The 23,800-nt window shown below is 72.6% G+C and carries 24 protein-coding genes; 10 read left to right on the forward strand and 14 right to left on the reverse strand.

What is annotated here, in order from left to right:
• Positions 1-37 precede the first annotated feature (37 nt).
• Positions 38-1,555 (forward strand): catalase, encoded by a 1,518-nt coding sequence (locus tag ACY3FI_RS02785; RefSeq protein ID WP_462549212.1) that lies wholly within the window; start codon positions 38-40, stop codon positions 1,553-1,555.
• A gap of 76 nt (positions 1,556-1,631) precedes the next feature.
• Here ACY3FI_RS02785 and ACY3FI_RS02790 read toward each other — a convergent pair whose 3' ends face one another.
• The 3 genes from ACY3FI_RS02790 to ACY3FI_RS02800 all read right to left on the reverse strand — a co-directional run bounded on the left by ACY3FI_RS02790 (position 1,632) and on the right by ACY3FI_RS02800 (position 4,064).
• Entirely contained in the window at positions 1,632-2,198 is a 567-nt protein-coding gene (locus tag ACY3FI_RS02790; protein ID WP_462549213.1) for a GNAT family N-acetyltransferase, read from the reverse strand.
• A gap of 163 nt (positions 2,199-2,361) precedes the next feature.
• Positions 2,362-3,234, reverse strand: coding sequence for a VOC family protein (locus ACY3FI_RS02795; RefSeq protein ID WP_462549214.1), 873 nt, complete (start codon positions 3,232-3,234; stop codon positions 2,362-2,364).
• A gap of 53 nt (positions 3,235-3,287) precedes the next feature.
• Positions 3,288-4,064: an SDR family oxidoreductase gene (locus ACY3FI_RS02800; RefSeq protein WP_462549215.1), complete on the reverse strand. Its 777-nt coding sequence runs from the start codon at positions 4,062-4,064 to the stop codon at positions 3,288-3,290.
• 107 nt (positions 4,065-4,171) lie between these two features.
• Between ACY3FI_RS02800 and ACY3FI_RS02805 the strand changes: the two genes are divergently transcribed.
• The 4 genes from ACY3FI_RS02805 to ACY3FI_RS02820 all read left to right on the forward strand — a co-directional run bounded on the left by ACY3FI_RS02805 (position 4,172) and on the right by ACY3FI_RS02820 (position 7,285).
• On the forward strand, positions 4,172-4,735 hold the full coding sequence (locus ACY3FI_RS02805; protein WP_462549216.1) for a hypothetical protein: 564 nt from the start codon (positions 4,172-4,174) through the stop codon (positions 4,733-4,735).
• Positions 4,732-5,346 (forward strand): signal peptidase I, encoded by a 615-nt coding sequence (gene lepB, locus ACY3FI_RS02810; RefSeq protein ID WP_462549217.1) that lies wholly within the window; start codon positions 4,732-4,734, stop codon positions 5,344-5,346. Before ACY3FI_RS02805 ends, lepB begins: the two co-directional genes overlap by 4 nt.
• Before the next feature lie 166 nt (positions 5,347-5,512).
• Positions 5,513-6,367 carry a helix-turn-helix transcriptional regulator gene (locus tag ACY3FI_RS02815; RefSeq protein WP_462549218.1) on the forward strand — a complete coding sequence of 285 codons (855 nt, stop codon included), beginning with the start codon at positions 5,513-5,515 and terminating at the stop codon, positions 6,365-6,367.
• Between the two features lie 63 nt (positions 6,368-6,430).
• A complete protein-coding gene (locus ACY3FI_RS02820) occupies positions 6,431-7,285 on the forward strand; it encodes a helix-turn-helix domain-containing protein (protein ID WP_462549219.1) in 855 nt (284 codons plus the stop codon).
• A gap of 56 nt (positions 7,286-7,341) precedes the next feature.
• On the opposite strand, the gene ACY3FI_RS02825 is transcribed toward ACY3FI_RS02820, so the two are convergent.
• Together ACY3FI_RS02825 and ACY3FI_RS02830 are read right to left on the reverse strand one after the other, a co-directional pair.
• Positions 7,342-7,872: an MmyB family transcriptional regulator gene (locus tag ACY3FI_RS02825; protein ID WP_462549220.1), complete on the reverse strand. Its 531-nt coding sequence runs from the start codon at positions 7,870-7,872 to the stop codon at positions 7,342-7,344.
• Between the two features lie 118 nt (positions 7,873-7,990).
• Entirely contained in the window at positions 7,991-8,323 is a 333-nt protein-coding gene (locus ACY3FI_RS02830; RefSeq protein ID WP_462549221.1) for a hypothetical protein, read from the reverse strand.
• Positions 8,324-8,430: 107 nt separating this feature from the next.
• On the opposite strand from ACY3FI_RS02830, the gene ACY3FI_RS02835 reads away from it, so the two are divergent.
• Positions 8,431-9,624, forward strand: coding sequence for a PP2C family protein-serine/threonine phosphatase (locus ACY3FI_RS02835; protein WP_462549222.1), 1,194 nt, complete (start codon positions 8,431-8,433; stop codon positions 9,622-9,624).
• 5 nt (positions 9,625-9,629) lie between these two features.
• Here the strand turns inward: ACY3FI_RS02835 and ACY3FI_RS02840 are convergent, their stop codons facing one another.
• The gene (locus ACY3FI_RS02840) at positions 9,630-10,496 is read right to left on the reverse strand and encodes a phosphoribosylaminoimidazolesuccinocarboxamide synthase (RefSeq protein WP_462549223.1); all 867 of its coding nucleotides are present in this window, start codon (positions 10,494-10,496) and stop codon (positions 9,630-9,632) included.
• Entirely contained in the window at positions 10,493-11,761 is a 1,269-nt protein-coding gene (gene purD, locus ACY3FI_RS02845; RefSeq protein ID WP_462549224.1) for a phosphoribosylamine--glycine ligase, read from the reverse strand. The genes ACY3FI_RS02840 and purD overlap by 4 nt, the downstream gene beginning before the upstream one ends.
• Positions 11,762-11,818: 57 nt before the next feature.
• On the opposite strand from purD, the gene ACY3FI_RS02850 reads away from it, so the two are divergent.
• On the forward strand, positions 11,819-12,181 hold the full coding sequence (locus tag ACY3FI_RS02850) for a sterol carrier family protein (RefSeq protein WP_462549225.1): 363 nt from the start codon (positions 11,819-11,821) through the stop codon (positions 12,179-12,181).
• 267 nt (positions 12,182-12,448) lie between these two features.
• On the opposite strand, the gene ACY3FI_RS02855 is transcribed toward ACY3FI_RS02850, so the two are convergent.
• On the reverse strand, positions 12,449-15,028 hold the full coding sequence (locus tag ACY3FI_RS02855) for a helix-turn-helix transcriptional regulator (protein ID WP_462549226.1): 2,580 nt from the start codon (positions 15,026-15,028) through the stop codon (positions 12,449-12,451).
• A 106-nt stretch (positions 15,029-15,134) separates the two neighbouring features.
• Between ACY3FI_RS02855 and ACY3FI_RS02860 the strand changes: the two genes are divergently transcribed.
• On the forward strand, positions 15,135-15,524 hold the full coding sequence (locus ACY3FI_RS02860; RefSeq protein WP_462549227.1) for a hypothetical protein: 390 nt from the start codon (positions 15,135-15,137) through the stop codon (positions 15,522-15,524).
• An 85-nt stretch (positions 15,525-15,609) separates the two neighbouring features.
• On the opposite strand, the gene purF is transcribed toward ACY3FI_RS02860, so the two are convergent.
• On the reverse strand, positions 15,610-17,067 hold the full coding sequence (gene purF, locus ACY3FI_RS02865) for an amidophosphoribosyltransferase (protein ID WP_462549228.1): 1,458 nt from the start codon (positions 17,065-17,067) through the stop codon (positions 15,610-15,612).
• 72 nt (positions 17,068-17,139) lie between these two features.
• Between purF and purM the strand changes: the two genes are divergently transcribed.
• A complete protein-coding gene (gene purM / locus ACY3FI_RS02870; RefSeq protein ID WP_462549229.1) occupies positions 17,140-18,237 on the forward strand; it encodes a phosphoribosylformylglycinamidine cyclo-ligase in 1,098 nt (365 codons plus the stop codon).
• 154 nt (positions 18,238-18,391) lie between these two features.
• On the opposite strand, the gene ACY3FI_RS02875 is transcribed toward purM, so the two are convergent.
• Entirely contained in the window at positions 18,392-18,604 is a 213-nt protein-coding gene (locus ACY3FI_RS02875) for a DUF3073 domain-containing protein (RefSeq protein ID WP_462549230.1), read from the reverse strand.
• Positions 18,605-18,763: 159 nt separating this feature from the next.
• On the opposite strand from ACY3FI_RS02875, the gene ACY3FI_RS02880 reads away from it, so the two are divergent.
• Entirely contained in the window at positions 18,764-19,879 is a 1,116-nt protein-coding gene (locus ACY3FI_RS02880) for an FAD-dependent oxidoreductase (protein WP_462549231.1), read from the forward strand.
• 89 nt (positions 19,880-19,968) lie between these two features.
• Here the strand turns inward: ACY3FI_RS02880 and ACY3FI_RS02885 are convergent, their stop codons facing one another.
• The 4 genes from ACY3FI_RS02885 to ACY3FI_RS02900 all read right to left on the reverse strand — a co-directional run bounded on the left by ACY3FI_RS02885 (position 19,969) and on the right by ACY3FI_RS02900 (position 23,791).
• Positions 19,969-20,409 carry a DoxX family protein gene (locus ACY3FI_RS02885; RefSeq protein WP_462549232.1) on the reverse strand — a complete coding sequence of 147 codons (441 nt, stop codon included), beginning with the start codon at positions 20,407-20,409 and terminating at the stop codon, positions 19,969-19,971.
• Between the two features lie 119 nt (positions 20,410-20,528).
• Complete coding sequence (locus tag ACY3FI_RS02890; protein WP_462549233.1) at positions 20,529-20,795, reverse strand: DUF3072 domain-containing protein; 267 nt, start codon at positions 20,793-20,795, stop codon at positions 20,529-20,531.
• A 42-nt stretch (positions 20,796-20,837) separates the two neighbouring features.
• Positions 20,838-21,569 carry a hypothetical protein gene (locus ACY3FI_RS02895; protein ID WP_462549234.1) on the reverse strand — a complete coding sequence of 244 codons (732 nt, stop codon included), beginning with the start codon at positions 21,567-21,569 and terminating at the stop codon, positions 20,838-20,840.
• A gap of 11 nt (positions 21,570-21,580) precedes the next feature.
• Positions 21,581-23,791 carry an APC family permease gene (locus ACY3FI_RS02900; RefSeq protein WP_462549235.1) on the reverse strand — a complete coding sequence of 737 codons (2,211 nt, stop codon included), beginning with the start codon at positions 23,789-23,791 and terminating at the stop codon, positions 21,581-21,583.
• Positions 23,792-23,800 lie beyond the last annotated feature (9 nt).

Here is a 23,800-nt window from a genome sequence, read left to right on the forward strand (position 1 = left end):
CCCTGACCGCACCAACCGTTCCACCTGAGGAGGAACCGTGTCCGACCAGACCACGCCCAACGGCACCCCGACCACCACGACCAACAGCGGGGCCCCGGTCTCCAGCGACCAGCACTCCATGGGGGTCGGCGCCGACGGGCCCCTCGCCCTCCACGACCACTACCTGGTCGAGAAGCTCGCCCAGTTCAACCGCGAGCGGGTCCCGGAGCGCGTCGTGCACGCCAAGGGCGGCGGTGCCTTCGGTACCTTCACCGTCACGCAGGACGTGTCGAAGTACACCCGCGCGGCCTTCCTGCAGCCGGGCAAGCAGACCGAGATGCTCGCACGCTTCTCGAGCGTCGCCGGCGAGCAGGGGTCCCCGGACACCTGGCGCGACCCCCGCGGCTTCGCGCTGAAGTTCTACACCGAAGAGGGCAACTACGACCTCGTCGGCAACAACACCCCCGTCTTCTTCATCCGCGACGGCATCAAGTTCCCGGACTTCATCCGCTCGCAGAAGCGTCTGCCGGGTTCGCACCTGCGCAACCACGACATGCAGTGGGACTTCTGGACGCTCTCCCCGGAGTCGGCGCACCAGGTGACGTGGCTCATGGGCGACCGTGGCCTCCCGTCGTCCTGGCGCCACATGGACGGCTTCAGCTCGCACACGTACCAGTGGATCAACGCCGAGGGCGAGCGCTTCTGGGTGAAGTACCACTTCGAGACGCAGCAGGGCCACAAGACCCTGACCCAGGAGGACGCCGACCGCATCGCCGGCGAGGACGCCGACTTCCACATCCGCGACCTGTACGAGGCGATCGAGCGCCAGGACTTCCCGCAGTGGGTCCTCAAGGTGCAGGTCATGCCGTACGCCGACGCCGAGAGCTACCGGTTCAACCCGTTCGACCTGACGAAGGTGTGGCCGCACGCCGACTACCCGCTCATCGAGGTCGGCACGATGGAGCTCAACCGCAACCCGGAGAACTACTTCGCGCAGATCGAGCAGGCCGCGTTCGCGCCGTCGAACTTCGTGCCCGGCATCGCGGCGAGCCCGGACAAGATGCTCCTCGCGCGCATCTTCAGCTACGCGGACGCCCAGCGCTACCGCGTCGGCACGAACCACGCGCAGCTCCCGGTGAACGCGCCGAAGAACGAGGTCCACTCGTACTCGAAGGACGGCGCCATGCGCTTCGACTTCCAGAAGGCCGAGGTGCCGGTGTACGCGCCGAACACCCAGGGCGGCGCGCACGCCGACCCGAACGCCACCGACGACGTGCCGGGCTGGGAGTCGGACGGCGCGCTGCAGCGCTCCGCCGCGACGCTGCACCCGGAGGACGACGACTTCGGCCAGGCGGGCACGCTCTACCGCGAGGTCCTCGACGACGCCGCTCGCGAGCGCCTGGTCGGCAACATCGCCGGGCACGTCTCGAAGGTGACGCGCGACGACCTGCGCGAGCGCGTCGTCGCCTACTGGACGAACGTCGACGCCGACCTCGGGGCGCGCGTGCGCGCCGCGGTCGCGCCGAGTGCGCCGGGCTCGAACGAGGACCCGGAGAAGGTGGCGGTCGAGGCGTAAGCCCCGCCCGTTCCGCGACGGACGGGAGGCACGGTGCCAGCTGGCACCGTGCCTCCCGTCCGTTGCGTGGTCCTGGCTAGACCTGCTGACCGTTCAGCAGGAGCGGACCGGCCGGCCAGTCCTCGAGCCGGGCCTCGACCGGGCGGACCATCCAACCGCCCTGCTCGGTCTCGGTGACCCCGGCGCCGTCCGCGGTGAACGCGGAGAAGGTGCCCACGGCACCGTCGAGCTCGTGCCACCCCAGGTGCGCGTAGAACGGCACGCGGTCCTCGCCGGTGCTGAGCAGCCCGAACGGCACGCGGAGGCCCTCGAGGACAGCGTCCGCGCGGTCGAGCAGCTCGCGGCCGACGCCGGTGCCCTGCAGGCGGGGTGCGACGGCGACGAGGCCGGTGTCGCCGACGAGCACGTCCTGCCCGCCCACGGTGATGAACATGCGTCGGATGCCGACGTGCGCGAGGACGACGTCGTCAGCACCGCGGGCGAGGATGCGGCGCTCGGGTTGCATGCCGGCCCAGCTGCGACCGCCCACGTACCAGTGCGACCAGTCCGGGAACGCCTGTCCCAGCATGGCCGCGATCGCCTCGTGGTCGGGGAGCGACAGTGCGCTCTCCTCGACCACCTCCCACCGGATGTCTTCGCTCACCCGCCCATCCTGCCCGGCGTGCCTGGTCAGGGTGCAGCGGCACGTGCGACGCCGCCACCCGTGTCTCGGGCTGAGCGACAGTCCTCGTGCGCGGGAGGCCGAGAGGTGTCGCTGAGCGCGAGACTCGGGTGCGCCCGCGCGAGACTCGGGTTCGCCCACCCCGTCACCCCCGACCGGGCGCACCGACCTCGATGCGGTTGGCCCACGGGTCCTCGAACGCCACCGTCTGCCCGTCGTCGGCGGTCTGCACGCCGGCGTCGTTCATCCGCTCGACGAGTGCGCCGAGGTCGTCCGCGCCCGGGACCTCGATCCGGACGAGACCGAGCCCGAGCGCCTGCTGCCGCCGCCCGGCTCCGCGCGAGTTCCAGGTGTTCATCGCCATGTGGTGGTGGTAGCCGCCCGCGCTGACGAACAGCGCCTGGTCACCCATCGCCGCTGTGGTCGCGAAGCCGAGCCGGTCGACGTAGAACGCCTTCGCGGTGGCGACGTCCCCGACGGACAGGTGCACGTGGCCGACCCGGCCGGGTCGGGACGGCGCGAGCGACAGGGCGGGCTGCGTCAGGTGTTCCTGCACGAACGCGTTCGGATCGACGTAGATCGTGGCCATGTCCACCATGCCGTGGGTCCAGGACCACTCGGTGCGGTCTCGGTCCCAGTACAGCTCGACGCCGTTGCCCTCTGGGTCCTGGAAGTAGAAGGCGTTGCTCACGAGGTGGTCGGCGCTGCCGGTGAAGGTCTGCGGGTACTTCGTGGCGACGGAGTACAGCGTTGCGGCGAGGTCGGCCTGCGTGTCGAACAGGATCGCGGTGTGGAAGAGGCCTGCCTCGTGCGGCGCTGCGTGGCGCATCGCGGGGGCGTGCTCGAGGACGACGATCGGCGTCGTGCCGCGGCCGAGGACCGCGGTCCCACCGGCGTTCGCGAGCACCGCCAGCCCGACGCCGTCCCGGTAGTACTCGACCATGGCGTCGAGGTCGGCGACCCGGAGGGTGACGGCGCCCATCCCGGTGTCCGCGGCGAGGAGGTCCTGCGTGTGCATGGCCCCAGTGTGCGCCGGTTTGGTTGACGCGTCAACCAAACCGGCGTGTGGGCTCACTTCGCGCTGAACCCGCCGTCGGTCTTCAGGAGCTGCCCGTTCACCCATCCGCCGTCCGGGCCGAGCAGGAACCCGACCAGCGCCGCCGTGTCGGCCGGCATCGACGGGCGTCCGAGCGGCGTCTGCGCCACGGCGGCCTCGCGGATCTCGTCGGTCATCCACCCGGTGTCGTTCGGCCCGGGGTTGACGACGTTCGCGCTCACGGCGACGTCACCGAGCTCGATCGCGGCCCCGATCACGAGGCGGTCGAGTGCCCCCTTGCTCGTGCCGTACGGCAGGTTGAAGCCGACGTGGTCGCTCGTCAGGGCGACGACCCGCCGTCGGTCGACCGGAGCCGGTGCTCCCTCGCGCAAGCGCTTCGCGTACGCCTGCACGAGCAGGAACGGCGCCCGGGCGTTCACCGCGAGGTGCCGGTCGAAGGACTCCAGCGTGGTCGTCGCGAAGTCGGAGTCCACCGACTCGCAGTGCGACAGGACGAGGGCCGTGACGGGGACGCCCGCCGCCGCCTCGGCGCGGCCGACGAGCGCGGCCGCCTGTTCCGGATCGGCCAGGTCGACCGGGAGGCGCGACACACGTGCACCCACGTGCTCGCAGGCGGCGACCACGTCGTCGATCCCTCCCGGATCGGCGGCGCCGTGCACCCGCTCGTCGTACGGGCCCCACCACGACAGGGCCAGGTCCCAGCCGTCCGTCGCGAGCCGCGATGCGATCGCGGCACCGATGCCGGCCTTGCGGCCGACCCCGGTCACCAGGGCGAGGGGTCTGTCGGACATGCTGCGTTCCTCCCGTCGGCGGCGCCGCCGTGCGCCGTCCGGCCAGCTTGTCATCGCACCCGGTGTCCTGACGGCGGAGCGCGCCGTGGACGGGCCAGGATGGGGGGATGCCCCGTCCTCGCCGTCTGCTGGAGTGGCCGCGCGGCCGCCGTGGCGGACGCCCCCATCCGTCCGAGCTGCCCGTCGACCAGCTCCGTGACCGCCTGTCGTCGTACGTCTACGGCAACATCACGGTGCTCGCTGCTGCCATCGCCGTCGACCCGGAAGCGATCCGGCACGGTGCGGCGGTCTGGGCGGTCCTCGCGACCGCGGTCCTGACCTACGTCGCACACGTGCTCGCGCACCTCGTGGCACACGGCATCGGAGACGACGGCGCGTCCGACGACGAGCGCCGGGAGTCCGCCGTGACCATCGTGCGCGGCGCGAACCCGATCGCGACCTCGGGGCTCATCCCGGCCGTGCTCTACGCGGCGGCGTGGATCGGGTGGCTGCCGGCACCGTGGGCACAGACGGCCGCGCTCGTGATCCTCGCGGTGCGCCTCGGCCTCGTGGGGGTCGTCATGCAGCGGTTCAGCGGGCGTCGTCCCACCTTCGCCGGCCTCTACGGCGGCATCGCGCTCGCCGTGGTCGCCTTCGTGATCGGGGCCGTGAAGGTGGTGCTGACGCATTGAGTGAGACACAGCGGTCCGACCGGCGTCCGGGGTGGAAGTTCCTCCGCGACGTCGTGGTCATCGTGGTGGTGGCGCTGCTGGCGTCGTTCCTGGTGAAGACGTACCTGGTGCGGTCCTTCTACATCCCCTCGGCGTCGATGGAGCGCACGCTGCTCGTCGGGGACCGGGTCCTCGTGAACGAGCTCGTGCCGGGTGCCGTGCCGCTGCGCCGCGGGGACGTCGTGGTGTTCCGCGACCCGGGCGGCTGGCTCGGCCCGGGGCAGGGCGAGGACCTCATCAAGCGCGTGATCGGCCTGCCCGGCGACCGGGTGTCCTGCTGCGACGCCGACGGTCGGCTCTCGGTGAACGGGCACCCGGTCGACGAGCCGTACGTCCAGCTCCGTGCCGGGTCCGACCGGGTCGCGGAGCTCGACTTCTCGGTCACCGTGCCCGCCGGGCAGCTCTGGGTGATGGGTGACAACCGGTACGAGTCCGCCGACTCGCGCATGCACGGCACCGTCCCGGAGTCCGACGTGGTCGGGCGCGCCTTCGTCATCACGTGGCCGACGTCACGGTGGGGCGTGCTGTCCCGCCACGGTGACGAGTGGGACGCGGTCCCGGACCGGCCGTGACGTGCCGGAGTCCCGTGACGGTGCGTCGCGGGCGTCGGGTGGCGCGCGGTGCGCGTGTCGGACAGTGCGGGCCGGTGCGGTGCGGGCGACCGGCACCGCGGGGGGTCGGCGGTAGCGTTCTCGGACCGTCCCACGGGCGGTCCGACCCTGTGAGCCGAGGTGCGCCGTGACGTCAGCCGACGAGGTGTTCGACTACCGGACCGGTGGTGACGACGCCGTCACCCTCCGGGAGATCCGGACGTCGGGTGCGCCCCGCTCCGGCACGATCGGTCCTCGTCCGGACCACGTCGTCTTCGTCCTGTGGGACGGCGGCGCCACCCTGACCTCCGACGGCGGCGACCGGTGGGAGGTCGCACCGGGTCGACCGATGATGCTCTCGGCGCCCGTCGCCTACGGCTTCGAGACGGACGCCGCGGGCATGACGCTGCTGCACGTGGCGCCGGCAGCGCTCGGTGAGGCGGGGGACCCGTCCGAGTTCGTGCAGCCCGAGCCGGGCGACCCCACGGTGGAGCCACTGCTCACCCTGCTCCGCGAGGTCACCGAGCGGCTCCTCGACCCGGCCCTGCCGACGGCCGAGCGGACCGAGCTCGACCAGCGCGTCGCCACGGTGGTCGCGTCGACCTTCACCCGCTCGCGGCAGGACGTCGAGGACCGGCTGCGTCGTGCGATCCGCTTCGTGCACGACCACGCAGCCGACCCCGTCGACGTGGCCGACATCGCCAACGGGGCAGGCCTCAGTGAGCGCGGGCTGCAGGACCTGTTCCGTCGGCGCCTGGCCGTGACGCCGATGCGGTACCTCCGCGAGGTGCGGCTCGACCGGGTGCACCTCGAGTTCCAGGGGCGGCGATCGACCTTCGTCACGGTGGCCGAGGTCGCCCGGCGGTGGCAGTTCACGCACCTCGGCCGCTTCGCCGCGCACTACCGGGAGCGTTTCGGCGAGAGCCCGCGAGAGACCGTCGCGCGGACGGCGCGCACCGGGGCGGACGTGGTCGCCCGGACCGAGGCGATCGCGCGGCGATGACCTGACGCGCCCGGGAGAACGATGGTTCTCGCGCGGACTGCGGATTCCGGCTATCCTTCCCCCGTGGATGCGCGTCGATCCGGACTGGGGCAGTACCTCCGCGCGCGGCGCGCGCTCGTGCAGCCCGAGGACGTCGGACTCCCGCGCGAGCCGGGGCGCCGGGTCGACGGGCTGCGCCGCGAGGAGGTCGCACGCCTCGCGGACATCAGCGCGGAGTACTACCTGCGCCTCGAGCGGGGCCGCGACCACCAGCCGTCCGACCAGGTGCTGGCCGCACTCGCCCGGGCGCTGCGGCTCGACGACGAGGCCGCGGGCTACATGCGCCGACTCGCGCACCCGCGGTCGACCCCACCGACCGTGACCGCCCCCGGCGTGGACGACTCGGTCCGGGCACTGCTGGGGCAGTGGGCGCACACCCCGGCGTTCGTCATGGACCGGAACCAGGACATCGTCCTGTCGAACGCCCTCGCGAGCGCGCTCGGACCCGGCTACATGGAGCCCGGCGCGAACCTCGTGCTGCAGGTGTTCTCCGACGCGTCCCGACAGCACGCCGCCGACTGGGCGGCGACGGCGCACCGCACCGTCGCCGCGCTGCGGATGCACGCCGAGCCCGAGGACCCGCGGCTGCAGGAGATCGTCGGCACCCTGACACTGCAGGTGCCCGAGTTCGCCGCGATCTGGGCCAGACACGACGTGGCGGTCCAGCGGGCCGGGGCGTCCCGGCACTGGATCCACCCGATCGGCTGGGTGGACTTCCGGTGGCAGAACCTCGCGATCCCGGGCAGCTCACACGTGCTCGTGACCTTCTGGGCAGACCCGGGCACGCCCGCCGCAGCGGCGGTCGCCTACCTCGCGGCGCAGGTGCAGCAGGGCATCGCGCGGACGGACAGCGTGCCGGGGGAGACGCGCATCAGCTGACCCGCACGGGTGCGTCCGGTCGCGACGCCGCGTGCCGTGCCGTGGACGGCCTCGCGTCAGCCTGCTCGGGCGACGACCGCACGGAGCTCGTCCAGCCGTGCGCTCGCGTCCGCGTCCACCGGCGCCCACAGCACGAGCACGTGCTCGAAGTCGTCCCGCCGGCGCAGCTGTTCCCACCGCAGCGGCAGGCGCCCGACGAGCGGGTGCCGGAACACCGTCGTGCCCCGGACCGCCGGACGACGGTCGGCGGCCGCCCACTCCGTCGCGAAGGCCGGGCTGCGCGCCATGAGTTCGCCGACGAGCGTCCGGAACCGGGCGTCCTCCTCGTGCTGTTCGAGGGAGTCCCGCAGCATCGCTGCCGTCCGGCGGACCTCGACGTCCCAGGCATCGGACGCGTCCTCGACCGCCGGGTCGAGGAACGTCGAGCGCGCGAGGTTCGAACCGACCGTCAGCGATGCGGACACCGCACCGGCGATGCGGTTCGCAGCGACGACGTCGAGGTGGCGGTCGAAGACGACGGCGGGTTCGGCCAGGGCGTCCACGAACCCCTGCACCGACGCCGTCGTCGGCGGTTCCAGGTGTTCCATGCCGGCCACGCTAGTCGGGCGTCCGATCGCGAGGGTGGCCCCGGGGAGGTCCCCCAGGCCGGCCGGGGTCGCGGCCCTGCGTCGCCAGCGGCCCGTCGCGTTCAGCAGCTGGTCGTGCTCAGCAGCCCGTCGTGCTCAGCGTCACCGCGGCGATCGACCCGTTCGTCACCGTCGTGTGTTGCGCGCAGAGGTCCCGCGCCCGGACGGTGACCTCGCCGAGGGGCACCCCGGCGAAGTCCGCGGTCCCGCCGGGGAACACACGCTGGTGCTCCGAGAGCTTCCCGGTGGCGGCGTACACCTCGACCTCGTAGGGGTGGTCGGCAGCGTTCGCCGACACCGTCACGGCGACCTGCCCGGTGGAGTCGTGCGCCCCGCACCCGGTGAGGACGAGGGCCGCGACCGTCGCGGTGAGGACGACCGGCAACGCACGGCGGAGGATGGGGCGGAACACGCTGGAAGGGTATCCCTGCTGCGTCCGCCACCTCCCACCGGATGCACGGCTCCGCGTCCTCCGTACTGGGGACTGGGACTGTCCGGTTCCCGCGTTAGCGTTGAGGCATGCACCACGAGTCGGCCGTCTCCGCTCCCACCGCCCCGGACGCCGTCCGCCGTGCAGCGCTCCTCGCGGCGCTCGACGTCGTCGAGGGCGGGGCCGAGGAACGGTTCGACCGCATCACCCGCATCGCACGCGAGGCCTTCGGCGTGAGCGGCTCGTTCATCAACCTGGCCGGCACCGAGACCCTGACGCTGAAGTCGCAGCAGAGCGACCAGCGGTTCGACCCGGTCATCCCGCTGCAGGACACCTTCTGCGGCCGGACCCTCGCCGCCCCCGGCGCGGTGCTCGTGCCGGACGCCCTCGCCGACCCGCGGTTCGCCGACCTCCCGATGGTGACCGACGACCCGAACGTCCGCTTCTACGCGGGCGTCCCGCTCCGCCTCGGCGACGACGACGTGAAGGTCGGCACGCTCTGCCTGGTCGACCAGCAGCCGCGCACGCTCGACCCGGACGACCTCGCCCTGCTCGAGGAGCTCGGTGTCTGGGCGGAGCGCGAACTCTCGGCCGGCGCCGACGAGGACCGACTCCGCCGGGTGCTCGCCGGGCTCGAGCCCGCGCCCGTCGACGTGCCGGGCTACCGGATCGGTGGCATGTCCGTGCCGCACGGCGTCGTCTCGGGGGACTTCCACGACTGGCACGTCGCCGGCGGCGCGCTGCACCTCAGCGTCGCGGACGTGATGGGCAAGGGCATGTCGGCGGGGCTGCTCGCCGCGACGATCCGCGGCGCACTGCTCGCGCGCGACGACGAGCACCCGGACACCGCGGTCGCCGCTCTCGACGCGCAGGTCGGCGCCGACCTGGGCCGTGCCGAGTCCTTCGCCACGATGTTCCACGGGCGCCTCGAGCCGGCGTCGGGCCGCATGGCGTTCGCCGACGCCGGGCACGGCCTCGTCCTGCACCTGCACGCCGACGGCTCCGAGACCGTGCTGCGCTCCTCCGACCTGCCGATCGGCCTGCACCCGGCCGCACTCCCGCGGGCGTCGGGTTCGCTCGTGCTCGAGCCCGGGGACTCGCTGCTCGTGGTGAGCGACGGTGCCCTCGAGCTCTGGGACTCGACGCTCGACTCGCTGTCCTGGCTCGGTGCCGGCTACCGGGGATCGGCGGACATCGACGCCTTCCTGCAGCGCGTCCGGAAGCGCGCGACGACGCACGACCCGGGCGACGACCTCACCGTGGTGGTCGTCGCGCGCGACTGAGGCCGCTACGCCCCGAGTCGCTCGATCAGCTCGCGGTAGCGCTCGGCCGTCCGCGTCACGATCGCCTCGGGCAGCACCGGTGGGGTTCCCTGCCGGTCCCAGTTGGCGCTGAGCCAGTCGCGCACGATCTGCTTGTCGAACGACTCGGTCCGGTTGCCCGAGCGGGCGTCCCAGTACCGGCTGGAGTCGCTCGTCAGGACCTCGTCCGCGATCCGGACGATGCCGTCGGCGTCGCGCCCGAACTCGAACTTCGTGTCCGCGATCACGACGCCGCGCTCGAGGGCGATCGCGGCGGCCTCGGAGTACACGCGCAAGGAGAGGTCCCGCAGCTGTGCCGCGACGTCCGCGCCCACGAGCTCGACGGTCTGCTCGTAGGAGATGTTCTCGTCGTGCTCGCCCTGCGGTGCCTTGTAGGCGGGCGTGTAGATCGGCTCGGGCAGGCGGTCGCCGTTCGACAGCCCCGCGGGCAGTGCGACGCCACAGACGCTGCCGGTCTCCTGGTACTCGGCCCAGCCGCTGCCGACGAGGTACCCGCGGACGACGCACTCGACCGGGAACATCTCGAGCGGCATCACGTGCATCGACCGCGCGGCGACGGACGCCGGCACCGGGGTCCCACCGGCGGAGGGTGCGATGAGGTGGTTCGGCACGTCCGCGAGGCGCGTGAACCAGAACCGGGACAGACGGGTGAGGAGCTCGCCCTTGCCCGGGATCGGCGGCTCGAGCGCGAAGTCGTAGGCGCTGACCCGGTCGGAGGCGACGAGGAGCAGTTCGCTGGCGGCCGCGACGTCGGGCGTGCCGACGGGGACGTAGAGCTCGCGGACCTTGCCGGAGGAGACGTGCTGCCAGCCGTCGAGCACCGGCGCGCTCACCGCGCGACCTTCGCGGCGATGTCGGTACGGTACTGCCCACCGTCGAGCGTGATGTCGCCGAGCCCGGCGTAGGCGCGGTCGCGAGCCTCGGCGAAGGTGGTGCCGGTGCCGACGACGCTGAGCACACGGCCCCCGGTCGCGACGAGCTCGCCGTCGAGCAGGCCGGTCGCCGCGTGCGCGACCGAGACACCGTCGCGCGCGTTCGCCCGGTCCACGCCGGTGATCACCCGACCGGTGTGCGGGTTCTCCGGGTACCCCTCGCTCGCCAGGACGACGGTCACGGCGACCTCGTCGTGGAACTCCGGGTCCGGGGTGCCCGTGAGCTGCCCGGTCGCCGCGGCGGTCAACAGCGTGCTGAGCGGCGTCGCGAGCCGGGGGAGCACCACCTGTGTCTCCGGGTCGCCGAAGCGGGCGTTGAACTCGATGACCCGCACGCCCTGCTCGGTGACGATGAGCCCGCAGTAGAGCAGCCCGACGAAGGGGGTGCCCTCGTGCTCGAGCCGACGGACGGTGGGGAGCGCGACGAGGTCGGTCACCTCGTCGACGAAGGCCCGCTCGGACGGCCACCGGTCGGCGAGCCAGGGCAGCGGCGAGTAGGCGCCCATGCCACCGGTGTTCGGGCCGGTGTCGCCGTCGCCGAGCCGCTTGGCGTCCTGCGCCGGGCTGAGTGCGCGGACGTCGTGCCCGTCGCTCAGGAAGAACAGCGAGACCTCTTCGCCGTCGAGGAACTCCTCGACCACGACGTGCCCGTGCTGCAGCCAGTACGTGGCGTGGTCGATCGCGGCCTGCCGGTCGTCGGTCACGAGGACGCCCTTGCCCGCTGCCAGTCCGTCGGCCTTCACGACGTAGGGAGCGCCGAGCTCGTCGATCGCGGCGACGGCCTCGTCCACCGTGCCCGCGGAGACCGGGCGTCCGGTCGGCACACCGGCCTCGGCCATGATGCGCTTCGCGAACGCCTTCGACCCCTCGAGCTGCGCGGCGGCCTTGCTCGGCCCGAACACCGGGATGCCGCGGGTGCGCAGCGGGTCGGCCACGCCGGCGATGAGCGGCGCCTCGGGACCCACGACGACGAGGTCGACGCCGTTCTCGAGCGCGTACTCGGCGACGAGCGCGCCGTTCGTCGGGTCGAGGGAGACCGTCTCGACGTCGGCGGCGATGCCGGCGTTGCCGGGCGCGACCGTGATGACGTGTCCCGCCTGCTCGGCGAGGAGGGCCGTGATGATGGCGTGCTCGCGGGCACCGGAACCGAGGACGAGGATTCGCACCCGATCACCCTACCGATCCCGACTCGTCGCCCGCGATGCCGGGGCTAGCCTGTGGACATGCCACCGAGGAGGATCGAGGACGCCGAGGGGCGTGCCGCCCTGACCGCCGTGCTCGCCGGCGAGACCGCTCGACCGACGCTCGCCACCGCGGTCCGCTGGTCGCTGCAGCGGCTGGCCGACGACGTGCCGGGCAACAGCGTCGAGGTCCGCGTGCCGCCGTTCGCGGCCGTGCAGGCGGTGTCCGGTCCGCGGCACACCCGGGGCACGCCGCCGAACGTCGTCGAGACGGACGCGGCGACGTGGCTCGCCCTGGCGACGGGGGAGCTGTCCTGGGACGCGGCGGTCGCCGCGTCGCGCGTCAGCGCGTCCGGATCGCGAGCTGACCTGACGGCGTTCCTGCCGGTCCGCCTCGACGCCTGAGCCGACGGAGCTGCGGTCTGGAGGCACGCGGCGGGCCCGCCCCGTTCCTCCAGACCGAGGACGGCCGGGGAACGAATTAGGTAGGTCCTACCGATGCGACGGACGCAACCGGTTGTCTAGCGTGGAAGTCGCCGGGATTCGGACCCGACCCGAACGGGTCCGAACCCGGCGACGCAGACCACCGTACGCGACTTTCGTCGCACCGTGTCAAGCGCACCGGCGCGTCGCGCTGCAATCCGCAACGTTTCTGCAGATCCGGCCGCCGGATCACAACAGTTCGCCGAGCTCCGTCCGCGAGTGCAGGTCCCACTTCGCGAACACCCGCGACAGGTGCGCGTCGATCGTCCGGACCGACAGCCCCAGCGTCTCGGCGATCCGTCGGTTGCTCAGGCCCTGGGCCGCGAGCACCGCGACCTCGTACTCACGGTTCGTCAGCGGTGGCTTCGGCCGTCCCGCCGTCACGGCCATCCCGCACGTCGCCAGGGCCCCCTGCGCCGCGACGGTGCGCGTGCGGTCCTTGCCGCGGACCGCGTCGGCGTACTCGACGATCGCGGCGGCGAGCGGGCCGTCCACCCGGGTGGCTGCGCGGCGCATCCGTCGGAGCGACGCGGCGGTGTCGCGGCCGTGCAGCATGTCGTTCGAGTAGTGCAGCGTCTCGGCGTACATGACGTGCGTCCACGCGCCGTCCGCCGTCGCGCGCTCGATGATCTCGTCCGCGTGCCGGAGGCCCGCCGGGTTGCCGAGCAGGGCCTCGGTCCAGGCGATCGACACCGCGACCTGTTCGCCGGTGATCCGCATCGCGCGCAGCGGTCGCGACCGGGCACGGTCGAGCGCCGCGGCGGCCTCCTCGGCCTTCCCGGCGTAGGCGTACGACAGCGCCAGCCGTGCCCAGGGGTAGGCCGCGAAGCCGCCGTGGTCGGCGACGTCGTACCGCTCGCACGCGGCCGAGAACGCGGCCACGGCGTCGTCCCACCGACGCTGTCCGATCGCCAGGTTGCCGTCGCCGATGAGCTCCAGCGTGAAGTCGTACTTCAGGTACGGACTCGACCGGCGCACCGGGACCTCGGTGAGCAGCTCGGCGATGTCCCCGCGCCAGACCTGCACCTGGTGGAGCACGGAGACGATCTCGCCGACGCTCCACGGTGCGTCCTCGAGGTGCTCGACCGCGGTCGCGAGCGCCCGACGGCCGAGGGACGCCGCGTCGTCGAGCCGCCCGGCGGTCGCGAGGGCCATCACGGCACAGGGCGCGACCATGAGGAAGGCGAACGGCACGGTCGGTGCGTGCACGATGCCCGACCGTTCGACCTCGTCGCGGACCTCGGCGAAGCGACCGCCCCAGCCGAGGTGCGCCAGGCGCAGCAACCGGAGCCGCTCGGCGTCCTCGCCCGTGACGAACGCGGCCGCGGCGTCGGTCAGTGCGACCGCCGCGGTGACGTCGTCGTCGTGGAACTGCCGGATGTTCGCCAGGGTCTCGCACGCCTCGATGACCGCTGCAGGGGTGATCTCGTGCCCAGCGGCGCGGACGGTGGCCCACGCGGCCTCCGCGTCGGCCCGGCCGGCCTCGCGCCCGGTGCTGTACGAGTGCGCCAGCGAACGCAGGCAGAGCGCGGCGACCCGCTCGTCCGGACCGAGCGTCGTCCGGAGGGCGGCCGACGCCAGGGCCACGGCGCTCTCGTGCTCCTGCAGCCGCACCGCGACCTGGGTGGCGTCGAGCAGCCGGTCCACCGGGGGCAGCACACCGCAGTCGAGCGACCAGAGCGCCGCACGGAGCCGGGCGGCGGGCGGCGCACCCTCGGGGCGGTCGGTGCGGAACGCGTTGGCCCGCGCGAAGAGCGCCGTCCGACGGGCGACGGGGACGAGGCCGCGGACGACCTCGCCGACGAGCGGGTGCGACGGTCGGACCACCGGGGCGCCGTCGTCGAGCGCGTCGATCCGGACGAGGCCGAGCGCGACGACGCGGTCGACGTCCCCACCACCGACGAGGGCGAGGAGCCGGGCGAGCGGGATCGGGTCGGCGAGGGCCACGATGTCGACGACGTCGCGGAGGTCCTCCGGCAGCGCCCCGAGCTCCGTCCGGTACATGTCGGCGAGGCTGTTCGACGCCGTGACCCGGCCACGCCAGTACCAGCCCGAGGCCGTCTGCTCGAGTGCGCCGGACGCCAGGGCCGCCCGCACCACCTCGCGCAGGTACAGCGGGTTGCCGGCCGTCGCCCGGTGCACCCGCTCCGTCGAGGCCGTCTCCAGCTGCGCCCCGAGCGCGGACGCGACGAGCGCGGCGGTCTCGTGCAGGTCGAGCGGGGCGAGGTCGATGCGTTCGAGCAGGTCGTCCTGCCACAGCGCCCGGAGCGGCTCCGGGAGCGCGGTGAAGTCGCGGCAGGTGAGCACGAGCCGGGCGCCCTGCTCGCGGACGAGCCAGGCGACGTACCGGGCGGAGATGGCGTCGAGGTGGTCCGCGTCGTCGACCCGGAGCAGCACGTCGTGCTCCGTGGTGTCCGCGATGCTGCGCAGACGCTCCTCGGCCCCGGCGTCGCCGAGCAGCTCGGCGAACGAGGACGGCAGCTCGCCGAAGCGCTCGACGACCGCTCCGAAGGGCATCGTCCGGCCGCCGGGGACCGCGGTGATCGGCACGACGAGCGTCCGGGCGTCCGCCGCGGCGACCCGCTCGGCCACCCGGACAGCGGACGAGCTCTTGCCGAGACCCGGGGCGCCGACCAGGGCGACGCTCCACCGGTGCTCGGCGACGACGGCCACGGCGCGGTCGTCCTCGCGTCGCTGCAGCACCGGCCAGGCGACACGGGCGGGCACGCGGGGTGCGCCGCCGTGTCCGGCTGTGGCCCGTCCGGGCATGCGTCTCACCTCCGCCCCTGGGGCTCCGATCGGTCGGACCATCCTCTCCCGGAACGCGGGCGGCGGACAGGGCGGAGCACGTCCCACAGTGGGGGACAATGGACGCGTGAGCGACACCGACCGACCCGACGACCGCCCGGCCCCCGCGCCGAACGCGGTCTCATCCTCCGACCAGGTGACGATCCGCCGCGCCCCGAAGTTCGGCGTGTTCATCCTCGGCGGTGCGCTCCTCGGCTTCCTCGCGACCGTGCTGCTGGTCACGCTGACCACGGGCCTCGAGGGGCAGCAGGAGGACGCCAGCTTCGGCCAGCTCGTCGGCTACTTCAGCCTCGCCGGCGTCTCGATCGGCGCCTTCCTCGGCGCGGTCGTCGCGGTCGTGCTCGACCGCGTCCTCGCGCGTCGCGCCGCGGCGCTCACGGCGGAGCGCGTCGAGGTCGAGCCGGCACCCGAGACGGTCGAGGGCGAGATCGAGGACCACGGCGACCAGTCGCGGTAGACGCGACCAGATCGACGGACTGGAGGCGCGGTGCCGGCTGGCACCGCGCCTCCAGTCGGTTCGGTGGTCGCGTCGAGGACGCGGCTCAGCTGAGCTGGTTCGCCTCCACCCAGGCGAGGTACTCGGGCGTCACGGTGCCCGTGACGTAGTCGCCCGTGAAGCAGCTCATCTCGAGCTCGGTGACGTCCGAGCCCTCGATGATAGCGTCCCGCATGTCGGCGACCTCCTGGTAGATGAGGTGGTCGCTGCCGAGCACGCGGTTGATCTCCGGGATCTTCCGGTCGTGCGCGATGAGCTCCGCGCGGGTCGGCATGTTGATGCCGTACACGTGCGGGTACCGGACCGGGGGAGCGGCGGAGGTGAAGGTGACCTCGTTCGCGCCGGCGGCACGGGCCATCTCGACGATCTCGCGGCTCGTCGTGCCGCGCACGATCGAGTCGTCGACGATCAGGATGTTCTTGCCCTTGAACTCGGACGACATCGCGTTGAGCTTCTGGCGCACCGACCGCTTGCGCTCCGCCTGCCCGGGCATGATGAACGTCCGGCCGACGTAGCGGTTCTTGAAGAAGCCCTCGCGGTAGTCGATGCCGAGCTTCTGCGCGACCTGCATGGCCGCCGGTCGGCTCGAGTCCGGGATCGGCATGACGACGTCGATGTCCCCGGTCGGGGCGTACTGCGCGATGGTGTCGGCGAGCCGGTTGCCGAGGCGCAGGCGTGCCTCGTACACCGAGATGCCGTTCATCACGGAGTCGGGCCGGGCGAGGTAGACGTACTCGAACGAGCAGGGGACCAGGCGCGGGTTCTTCGCACACTGGCGGGCGTGCATCTGCCCGTCCATCTCGATGAACACGGCCTCGCCGGGGGCGATGTCGCGGACGATCTCGTAGCCGCCGGACTCGAGCACCAGCGACTCGCTCGCGACGACCCACTCCGGGCTGCCGGCCTCGTCGAACTTGTGGCCGAGGATGAGCGGGCGGATGCCGAACGGGTCGCGGAACGCGAGCAGGCCGTGCCCGGCGATGGTCGCGATCGCGGCGTACGAGCCCTCGACCCGCTCGTGCACGCGCTCGACGGCGTCGAAGACCTGGCCGGGGTCGAGGTCCTTGCCGCGCACCTGGCCCTGCAGCTCGTGCGCGAGGACGTTCACGAGCAGCTCGGTGTCCGAGCTGGTGTTGAGGTGGCGGCGGTCGATGTCGAACAGCTCGCGGGTGAGCTCGCGCGTGTTCGTCAGGTTGCCGTTGTGCACGAGGACGATGCCGTACGGCGCGTTCACGTAGAACGGCTGGGCCTCCTCCTCGTTGCTCGCGGCGCCCTTTGTGGCGTACCGGACGTGGCCGAGGCCCATCGTCCCGAGGAGTGCGCGCATGTCACGGGTGCGGAACGACTCCCGCACGTGTCCACGCGTCTTGTGCATGTGGTGGATGTGACCCTCGACGGTGGCGATGCCCGTCGAGTCCTGTCCCCGGTGCTGCAGGAGGAGCAGTGCGTCGTAGATGGACTGGTTGGCTGGGCCCTGTGACACGAGGCCGACGATGCCGCACATTCGCGGGGGTGCTCCAGATCGGTAGAATCGGGGGGACCGAACAAGTCTGCCATGCCCAGCGGAGGACGACACATGCCCAACCCGTACGCAGAGGCCGGTGTCGACACCGCCGCCGGTGACCTGGCCGTCGAGCTCATGAAGTCCGCCGTCTCGGCCACCCACAGCGCATCGGTGCTCGGCGGGGTCGGCGGCTTCGCGGGGCTCTTCGACGTCTCGGCCCTGAAGGAACTCGAACGTCCGCTGCTCGCGACCTCGACCGACGGCGTCGGCACGAAGGTCGCCATCGCGCAGGCGATCGACAAGCACGACACGATCGGCCTCGACCTCGTCGGCATGGTCGTCGACGACATCGTGGTGGTCGGCGCGAAGCCGCTCTTCATGACCGACTACATCGCGTGCGGCCGCGTCGTGCCGAACCGGATCGCGGACATCGTCGCCGGCATCGCCCGCGGCTGCTCCGAGACGGGCACCGCCCTCGTCGGAGGCGAGACCGCGGAGCACCCGGGGCTGCTCGGCCCGGACGACTACGACGTCGCGGGTGCCGCGACCGGTGTGGTCGACGCCGGCGCCGTGCTCGGTGCCGACCGGGTCGAGGACGGCGACGTCGTCGTGGCGATCGCGTCCTCCGGCCTGCACTCGAACGGCTACTCGCTCGTCCGGCACGTCCTCGCCGGGCGGGGCGTCGCCTTCACCGACCAGCTGCCCGAGTTCGGCTCGGTCTCCGTCGGCGAGGCCCTGCTCGAGCCGACGCGCCTCTACACGACGCCGCTGCTCGACCTGCTCGGCGCGCACCCCGGTGCCGTCCACTCGCTCTCGCACGTGACCGGCGGCGGCATCGCGGCGAACCTCGCGCGGGTGCTGCCCGTCGGGTCCTGGGTCGAGGTCGACCGCTCGACGTGGCAGCCTCTGCCGGTGTTCCGCGTGCTCGCCGACATGGCGGGGACCCGGATCGAGGAGACCGAGGGCACCTGGAACCTCGGCGTCGGCATGTTCGCGGTCGTCGCGGCGTCGGCGGCGGCGGACGTCATCGCCTCGCTCGGGGCGGCCGGGCTGCCGTCGTGGAGCGTCGGCACGGTGTCGATGTCGGCGCGCGACCTCGCCGGGTTCGAGCAGGGCGCGAAGGGCGTGGACGGCGGGGCCGTGCGGCTCGTGGGGGCGTACGCGGGCTGAGGCCCCGCGGCCCTGCGGCGCGCCGGCGCCGGCGCGTGCATGCGCGTGACCGTCGGTGCGCGTGCATCGTTCGACACGAACCGACGCGCACTCCGCCCGCACACGACAGAACGCCGCGCTGCCCGAGGGCTGCGCGGCGTCGACGATGAGTCGGTCAGGCGGACTTGTTCTGGTCCTGCTGGGTCTCGAGCTCGTCCTCGTCCTCGTCGCCGTACTGGTCTGCCCAGCGGTCGACGTAGGAGTTCTCGTCCGAGTGTTGCCCGGCGGAGAGCTCGCGTTCGAGTGCACCGTAGTTCGTCTCCGGGCTGAAGTACTTCAGCTCCCGAGCCACCTTGGTGTGCTTTGCCTTCTGACGGCCGCGCCCCATGCGTGACCCCCTCGTGATCGGCTCTGGTCCGGTCCTGGCGGGTACTGAGCGCACCCGGGGAACCGAACGGTTCTTGGTTGGAAATCTGCCGATCACTCTACCATGTACCCCGATCCGGACGACGCCGCGACGTCCCCCGCTCTCAGTAGGATCGGAGGGATGACCGACGACGCCACGCCCCCGGTCGCGCAGCGCGCCCGCGTGGTCGTGATCGGCGCGGGACAGGCCGGCCTGTCGGTGGCGTACCACCTGAGCAGACTCGGAGTGACGCCGGGCGAGGACATGGTCGTCCTCGACCGTGCGAGCGGCACGGGAGGCGCGTGGCAGTTCCGGTGGGAAGCGCTGCGGTTGGGCTGGGCGCACCGGGTGCACGACCTGCCCGGCATGCCCGAGATGGGGCTGCGGTTCGAGGACGCGGACCGGTCGCGACCCGCGCGCGACGTGGTCGCCGAGTACTACCGGCGCTTCGAGGAGCGCTACGACCTGCGCGTCCGCCGCCCCGTGGCCGTCGTCGCGGTCGAGCGCACCGAGGACGGCCTCGCGGTGACGACCCGCGCGCCGGACGGTCGCACGGGCACCCTCGTGGCCGACGTCGTCGTGAACGCCTCGGGCACGTGGGGCACGCCGTTCGTCCCCTGGTACCCGGGGCGCGACGTCTTCCGCGGGCGCCAGCTCGACACGACCGGGTACCGCGCGGCGAGCGAGTTCCGCGGGCAGGACGTCGTCGTGGTCGGCGGCGGGACGAGCGCGATCGGCTTCCTCCTCGAGCTCGACGGCGTGGCGGCCCGGACGCGGTGGTTCGCGCGCCGTCCGGTCGTCTGGTCCGAGACCTCGGCGCTCGACGTGGAGTCGGCCGTCGCGGCCGTGCAGGAGCAGGACCGTGCCGCGCGTGCGGGACGGCCCCTGCCGAGCATCGTCGGCGGGACGGGCATCCCGGTCTCGCGACGGATCAGGGCCGGGCTCGACAGCGGTGTCCTCCGCGACGAACCGATGTTCACCCGGCTGGACGAGGACGGCGTCGTCACCGTCGAGGGCGAGCACGTGCACGCGGACGCGGTGATCTGGGCGACCGGGTTCCGGGCCGACCTCCGGCACCTCGCTCCGCTGCACCTCCGGACCGAGGCCGGCGGGGTGGTCGTGGAGGACGGGCGATCGTCGGCCGAGCCGCGGCTGTTCCTGGCCGGCTACGGGCCGCAGGCGTCGACGATCGGGGCGAACCGCGCCGGACGTCGGATCGCCCGCCAGGTGCTCGCCGCACTCGGCGAGGGGTCCTGACGGGCGATCGGACGGCGACGGGCGGGGCCGGCGTCAGTGGATGATCCACCGACGGGCCGGGGCACGCGCACCGGGCCGGCACGAACGCGTCAGGCCGGCAGCGGTTCCTCGATGCCGCGACGGCGTCGAGCACGGCGCAGCACGAGCGCGTCGAACGAGAAGCGCCCCGGCCCGGTCAGTGCCACGGCGAGCGAGGCCACGGCCAGGACGAGCACGTACTCGAACCCGCCGTCCTGCGAGAAGAACCCGGCGGTGGCGTGGGCGAGCAGCCCTGCGACGACCATGTCGACCGCGAGCAGCAGTCCGACGATCCGGGTGGCGACGCCGAGCACGAGCAGCGCCCCGCCGACGAGTTCGAGCCCCGCGACGAGCGGAGCGGCGATCTCGGCGAGCGGGACGCCCATGCCCGCGAATCCCTGGGTCACGGCCGGGATGCCCTGCCCGAACTTCTGGGCGCCGTGCGCGATGAACACCACGCCGAGGACGATGCGGAGCGCGGTCAGGCCGATGGAGGTCGATGTCGTTCGCATGGCGCCGACGCTACCGATGACACGTCACCGGAGCCCCTCCGTCGGAGGGCCGCTCGGGGACCTCTGCGGGCTTCGCCAGGCATCGCCCAGCCCCGGGTCCACCGAACGGCGGACCGGACTCAGGAAGCGCCGCGGCCGGTCTCCTGCTGCAGGCGGTCGATGTTCTCGGACGCCTCCGCCTTCGTGAGGTCGGCGGGGAGCTCCTCGCCGGCCTCGCGGGCGAGGGTGTCGAGGTAGCTGCGCTGCGGGCCGGTCATCGGCTCGTCACCGGTGACCCACTGCTCGGGGTCCTTGCTCGCGGTGGTCGAGGGGTCGGGGCGCTCGCCGCCCAGGGTCTCGCCCTGGTGGCCGGCGTCGGGGGTCTGCTGCTGGTCTGCGTCACTCATGGCGCCGAAGGTACGCGCGGGTCGACGGCCGACACGCAGCGATCACGTCCCCCGGACGACCGTGTACCGCACCAGGTCCGGGCCGACCCCGCTCGCGGCGATCGGCACCGAGCGGCCGTCGCGGCGGATCCAGATCGTCGCCGCGCGCTCGTCGATGCGCTCGACCTCGTGCAGGGACCCGTCGAGCAGCACGGCCGCGGTCACGGTCACCTCGCCGGTGGCCGGCCGCGGCGGGAGACCCACGACGTCGTCGTCGTGGGTCGTCACGACGCCCGGCGAGAGGAACGGGGACACCGGCGTGGTGACGATCTCGAGTCCCTCGGCGACGGCACGAACGGCGACGAGCCGGACCGCCTGGTCGGTGGGGAGGGGCACGTCGACGACCGGGGCGTCGGTGGGGCCGGCCAGTGCGCGGAAGGCGGGTCGACCGTCGGGGCCGAGCCGCGCCTCCAGACCGTCGACGCGGACGCGACCGCGTCCACGGGAGTCGGCGTACGTGCCCGGTTCGATGCCGGATCGACGCGCCTCGAGCCGGGTGACGACGACGCGGTCCGGCCGGTACCAGTCGCGCAGCGTGGCGGGGTCGACCCAGCCGATCACGGCGCTGCCGGCGGGGCGTTCGTCGACCGCGCCGAGCGGGTGCTGCCCGCGGACGGCGACCATGCCCTCGTACGGGCTGCCTGCCGTCGGTTCGTGGTCGAGCACCTCGACGCGCTTCGACACCTTGCCGCCGTGCCCGTCGAACGTCGCGAAGGTGCGCAGGTCGCTGGTCATGACGTCAGATGCTACGACGACCGACCGTCACGGCGCGGAGGTGCCGGCACGAGCACGCGCATCTCGCCCGTGCACTGGGTCTGGTCGACGCCCTCGGCGGGACCGGCCGGTCGCGTCGCGCGTCGTGGCTGCAGGCTGTTGCGCTCCTCCGATCGGAGGATGCGGTCCGCCTCCTCGGAGCGGAACACGCCGTGCGGGGATCGTCGGAGCGGAGGGCGGACGGGCTCGCCCCGGCGCTCCTGGCCGGGCAGCGGCCGCGACCGCTTGCCGTAGAGCAACTCGGAGGAGTCCAGCAGCCACGGGACGAGCGCGACGGTCACGCCGTGCACGAGCAGCAGCTTCCTCCGGATGCGACGGCCCCGGTGGTTGTGGAGCAGCCCCTCCCACCAGTGCCCGACCACGAAGACCGGCGTGTAGACGGTGACGACCTCGGAGCCGTGCTCGAGCCGGTGCGCCTTGATGTACTTGATGAGCGGCATCGAGATGTCGCGGTAGGGGCTCGGCACGACGGTCAACGGTATCTCGATGCCGTGCTCGGCCCACTGCTGGGTCAGCCGCGCTGCCTCGGCGTCGTCGATGGCGACGTGCACCGCCTCGAGGCCGGCGTGCTTGGCGGCGATGGCGTAGTCGATCGCCTTGAGCACGGGCTTCTGCAGCTTGTTCACGAGCACGATCGCGTGGTCTCCGGTCGCACCGAACTCGGTGTCGACGTCGGCCTCGATCTCGTGGGACACGTCGCGGTAGTACCGGTTCACACCGAGCATGAGGACGAACAGCACCGGCATGATCACGAACACGAGCCAGGCGCCGTGGGTGAACTTCGTGATGGTGACGATCACGAGCACCACGAAGGTGAAGGTCGCGCCGATCGAGTTGATCGTGAGCGAACGCCAGACCTGCCCGCGGTCGACGGGGCCGTCCGCGGTGCCCTCGCGGTCCGCCCGGAGCAGCCGGGTCCAGTGCCGCACCATGCCGGTCTGCCCGAGCGTGAACGAGACGAACACGCCGATGATGTAGAGCTGGATGAGGCTCGTGACGTTCGCGCGGTAGACCACGAGCAGCGCGGCCGCGACGAGCGCGAGGACGATGACGCCGTTCGAGTAGATGAGCCGGTCGCCGCGGGTGGACAGCGCTTTGGGGGCGTAGGAGTCGCGGGCGAGGATCGACCCGAGCAGCGGGAACCCGTTGAACGCCGTGTTCGCGGCGAGGAGGAGCACGGCCGCCGTCGTCGCCTGGATCACGAAGAACAGGACGGAGCCGTTGCCGAACGTCGCCGCCGCGATCTGGGCGATGAGGGACCGCTGCGGCGTCATGGCGCAGGCAGTGAAGCCCTGCAGGTCGCAGGCCCGCTCGGCGTAGTGCACGCGGGAGACGAGCGCCAGCGTGATCAACCCGATGAACAGGACGATGGCGATCGCCCCCATCAGCACGAGCGTCTTCTGCGCGTTCTGGATCTTCGGGCGGCGGAAGGCCTGCACGCCGTTCGCGATCGCCTCGACGCCGGTCAGCGCGGAGCAGCCGGACGCGAAGGCACGCAGGAGCAGCAGGACGAACGCCGCCTGTGTGGTGTGCTCGACGTTCTGCACGGTGTACGCGGCGGACTCGGCGACCGGTGCGTTGCCCAGCGCCGTGCGGACCAGGCCGGTGACGACCATGACGAACACCGAGCCGACGAACAGGTAGGTCGGGACGGCGAAGGCCTTGCTCGACTCACGGACGCCACGCAGGTTCGCCGCGGCGAGGAGCACGACGAAGCACAGCGCGATCTCGACGCGGAACGGATCGAGGCCGGGCAGCGCAGAGATGATGTTGTCGACACCAGAGGCCACCGACACCGCGACGGTCATCACGTAGTCGACGAGCAGCGCGCTCGCCACGACGAGGCCGGCCTTCTCGCCGAGGTTCCGGTGTGCGACCTCGTAGTCGCCGCCGCCGGACGGGTAGGCCTTGATGAGCTGCCGGTAGGACGCGACGACCACGACGAGCAGCAGCACGACGAGGGCGGCGACCCACGGGGCGAAGGTCAGGAAGGCCATGCCGCCGAGCAGCAGGATCATCAGGAGTTCCTGCGGCGCGTACGCCACGGAGGACAGCGGGTCGCTCGCGAAGATCGGCAGGGCCAGGTGCTTCGGGAGGAGCTGTCCTTCGAGCTTCTCGGAGGGGAGCGGATCCCCGATCAGTCGCGCTTTCAACGACCGGATCTCGTTGGTCACGAGCGGCAAACCTACTCA

Source organism: Curtobacterium sp. RM9 (assembly GCF_054956955.1).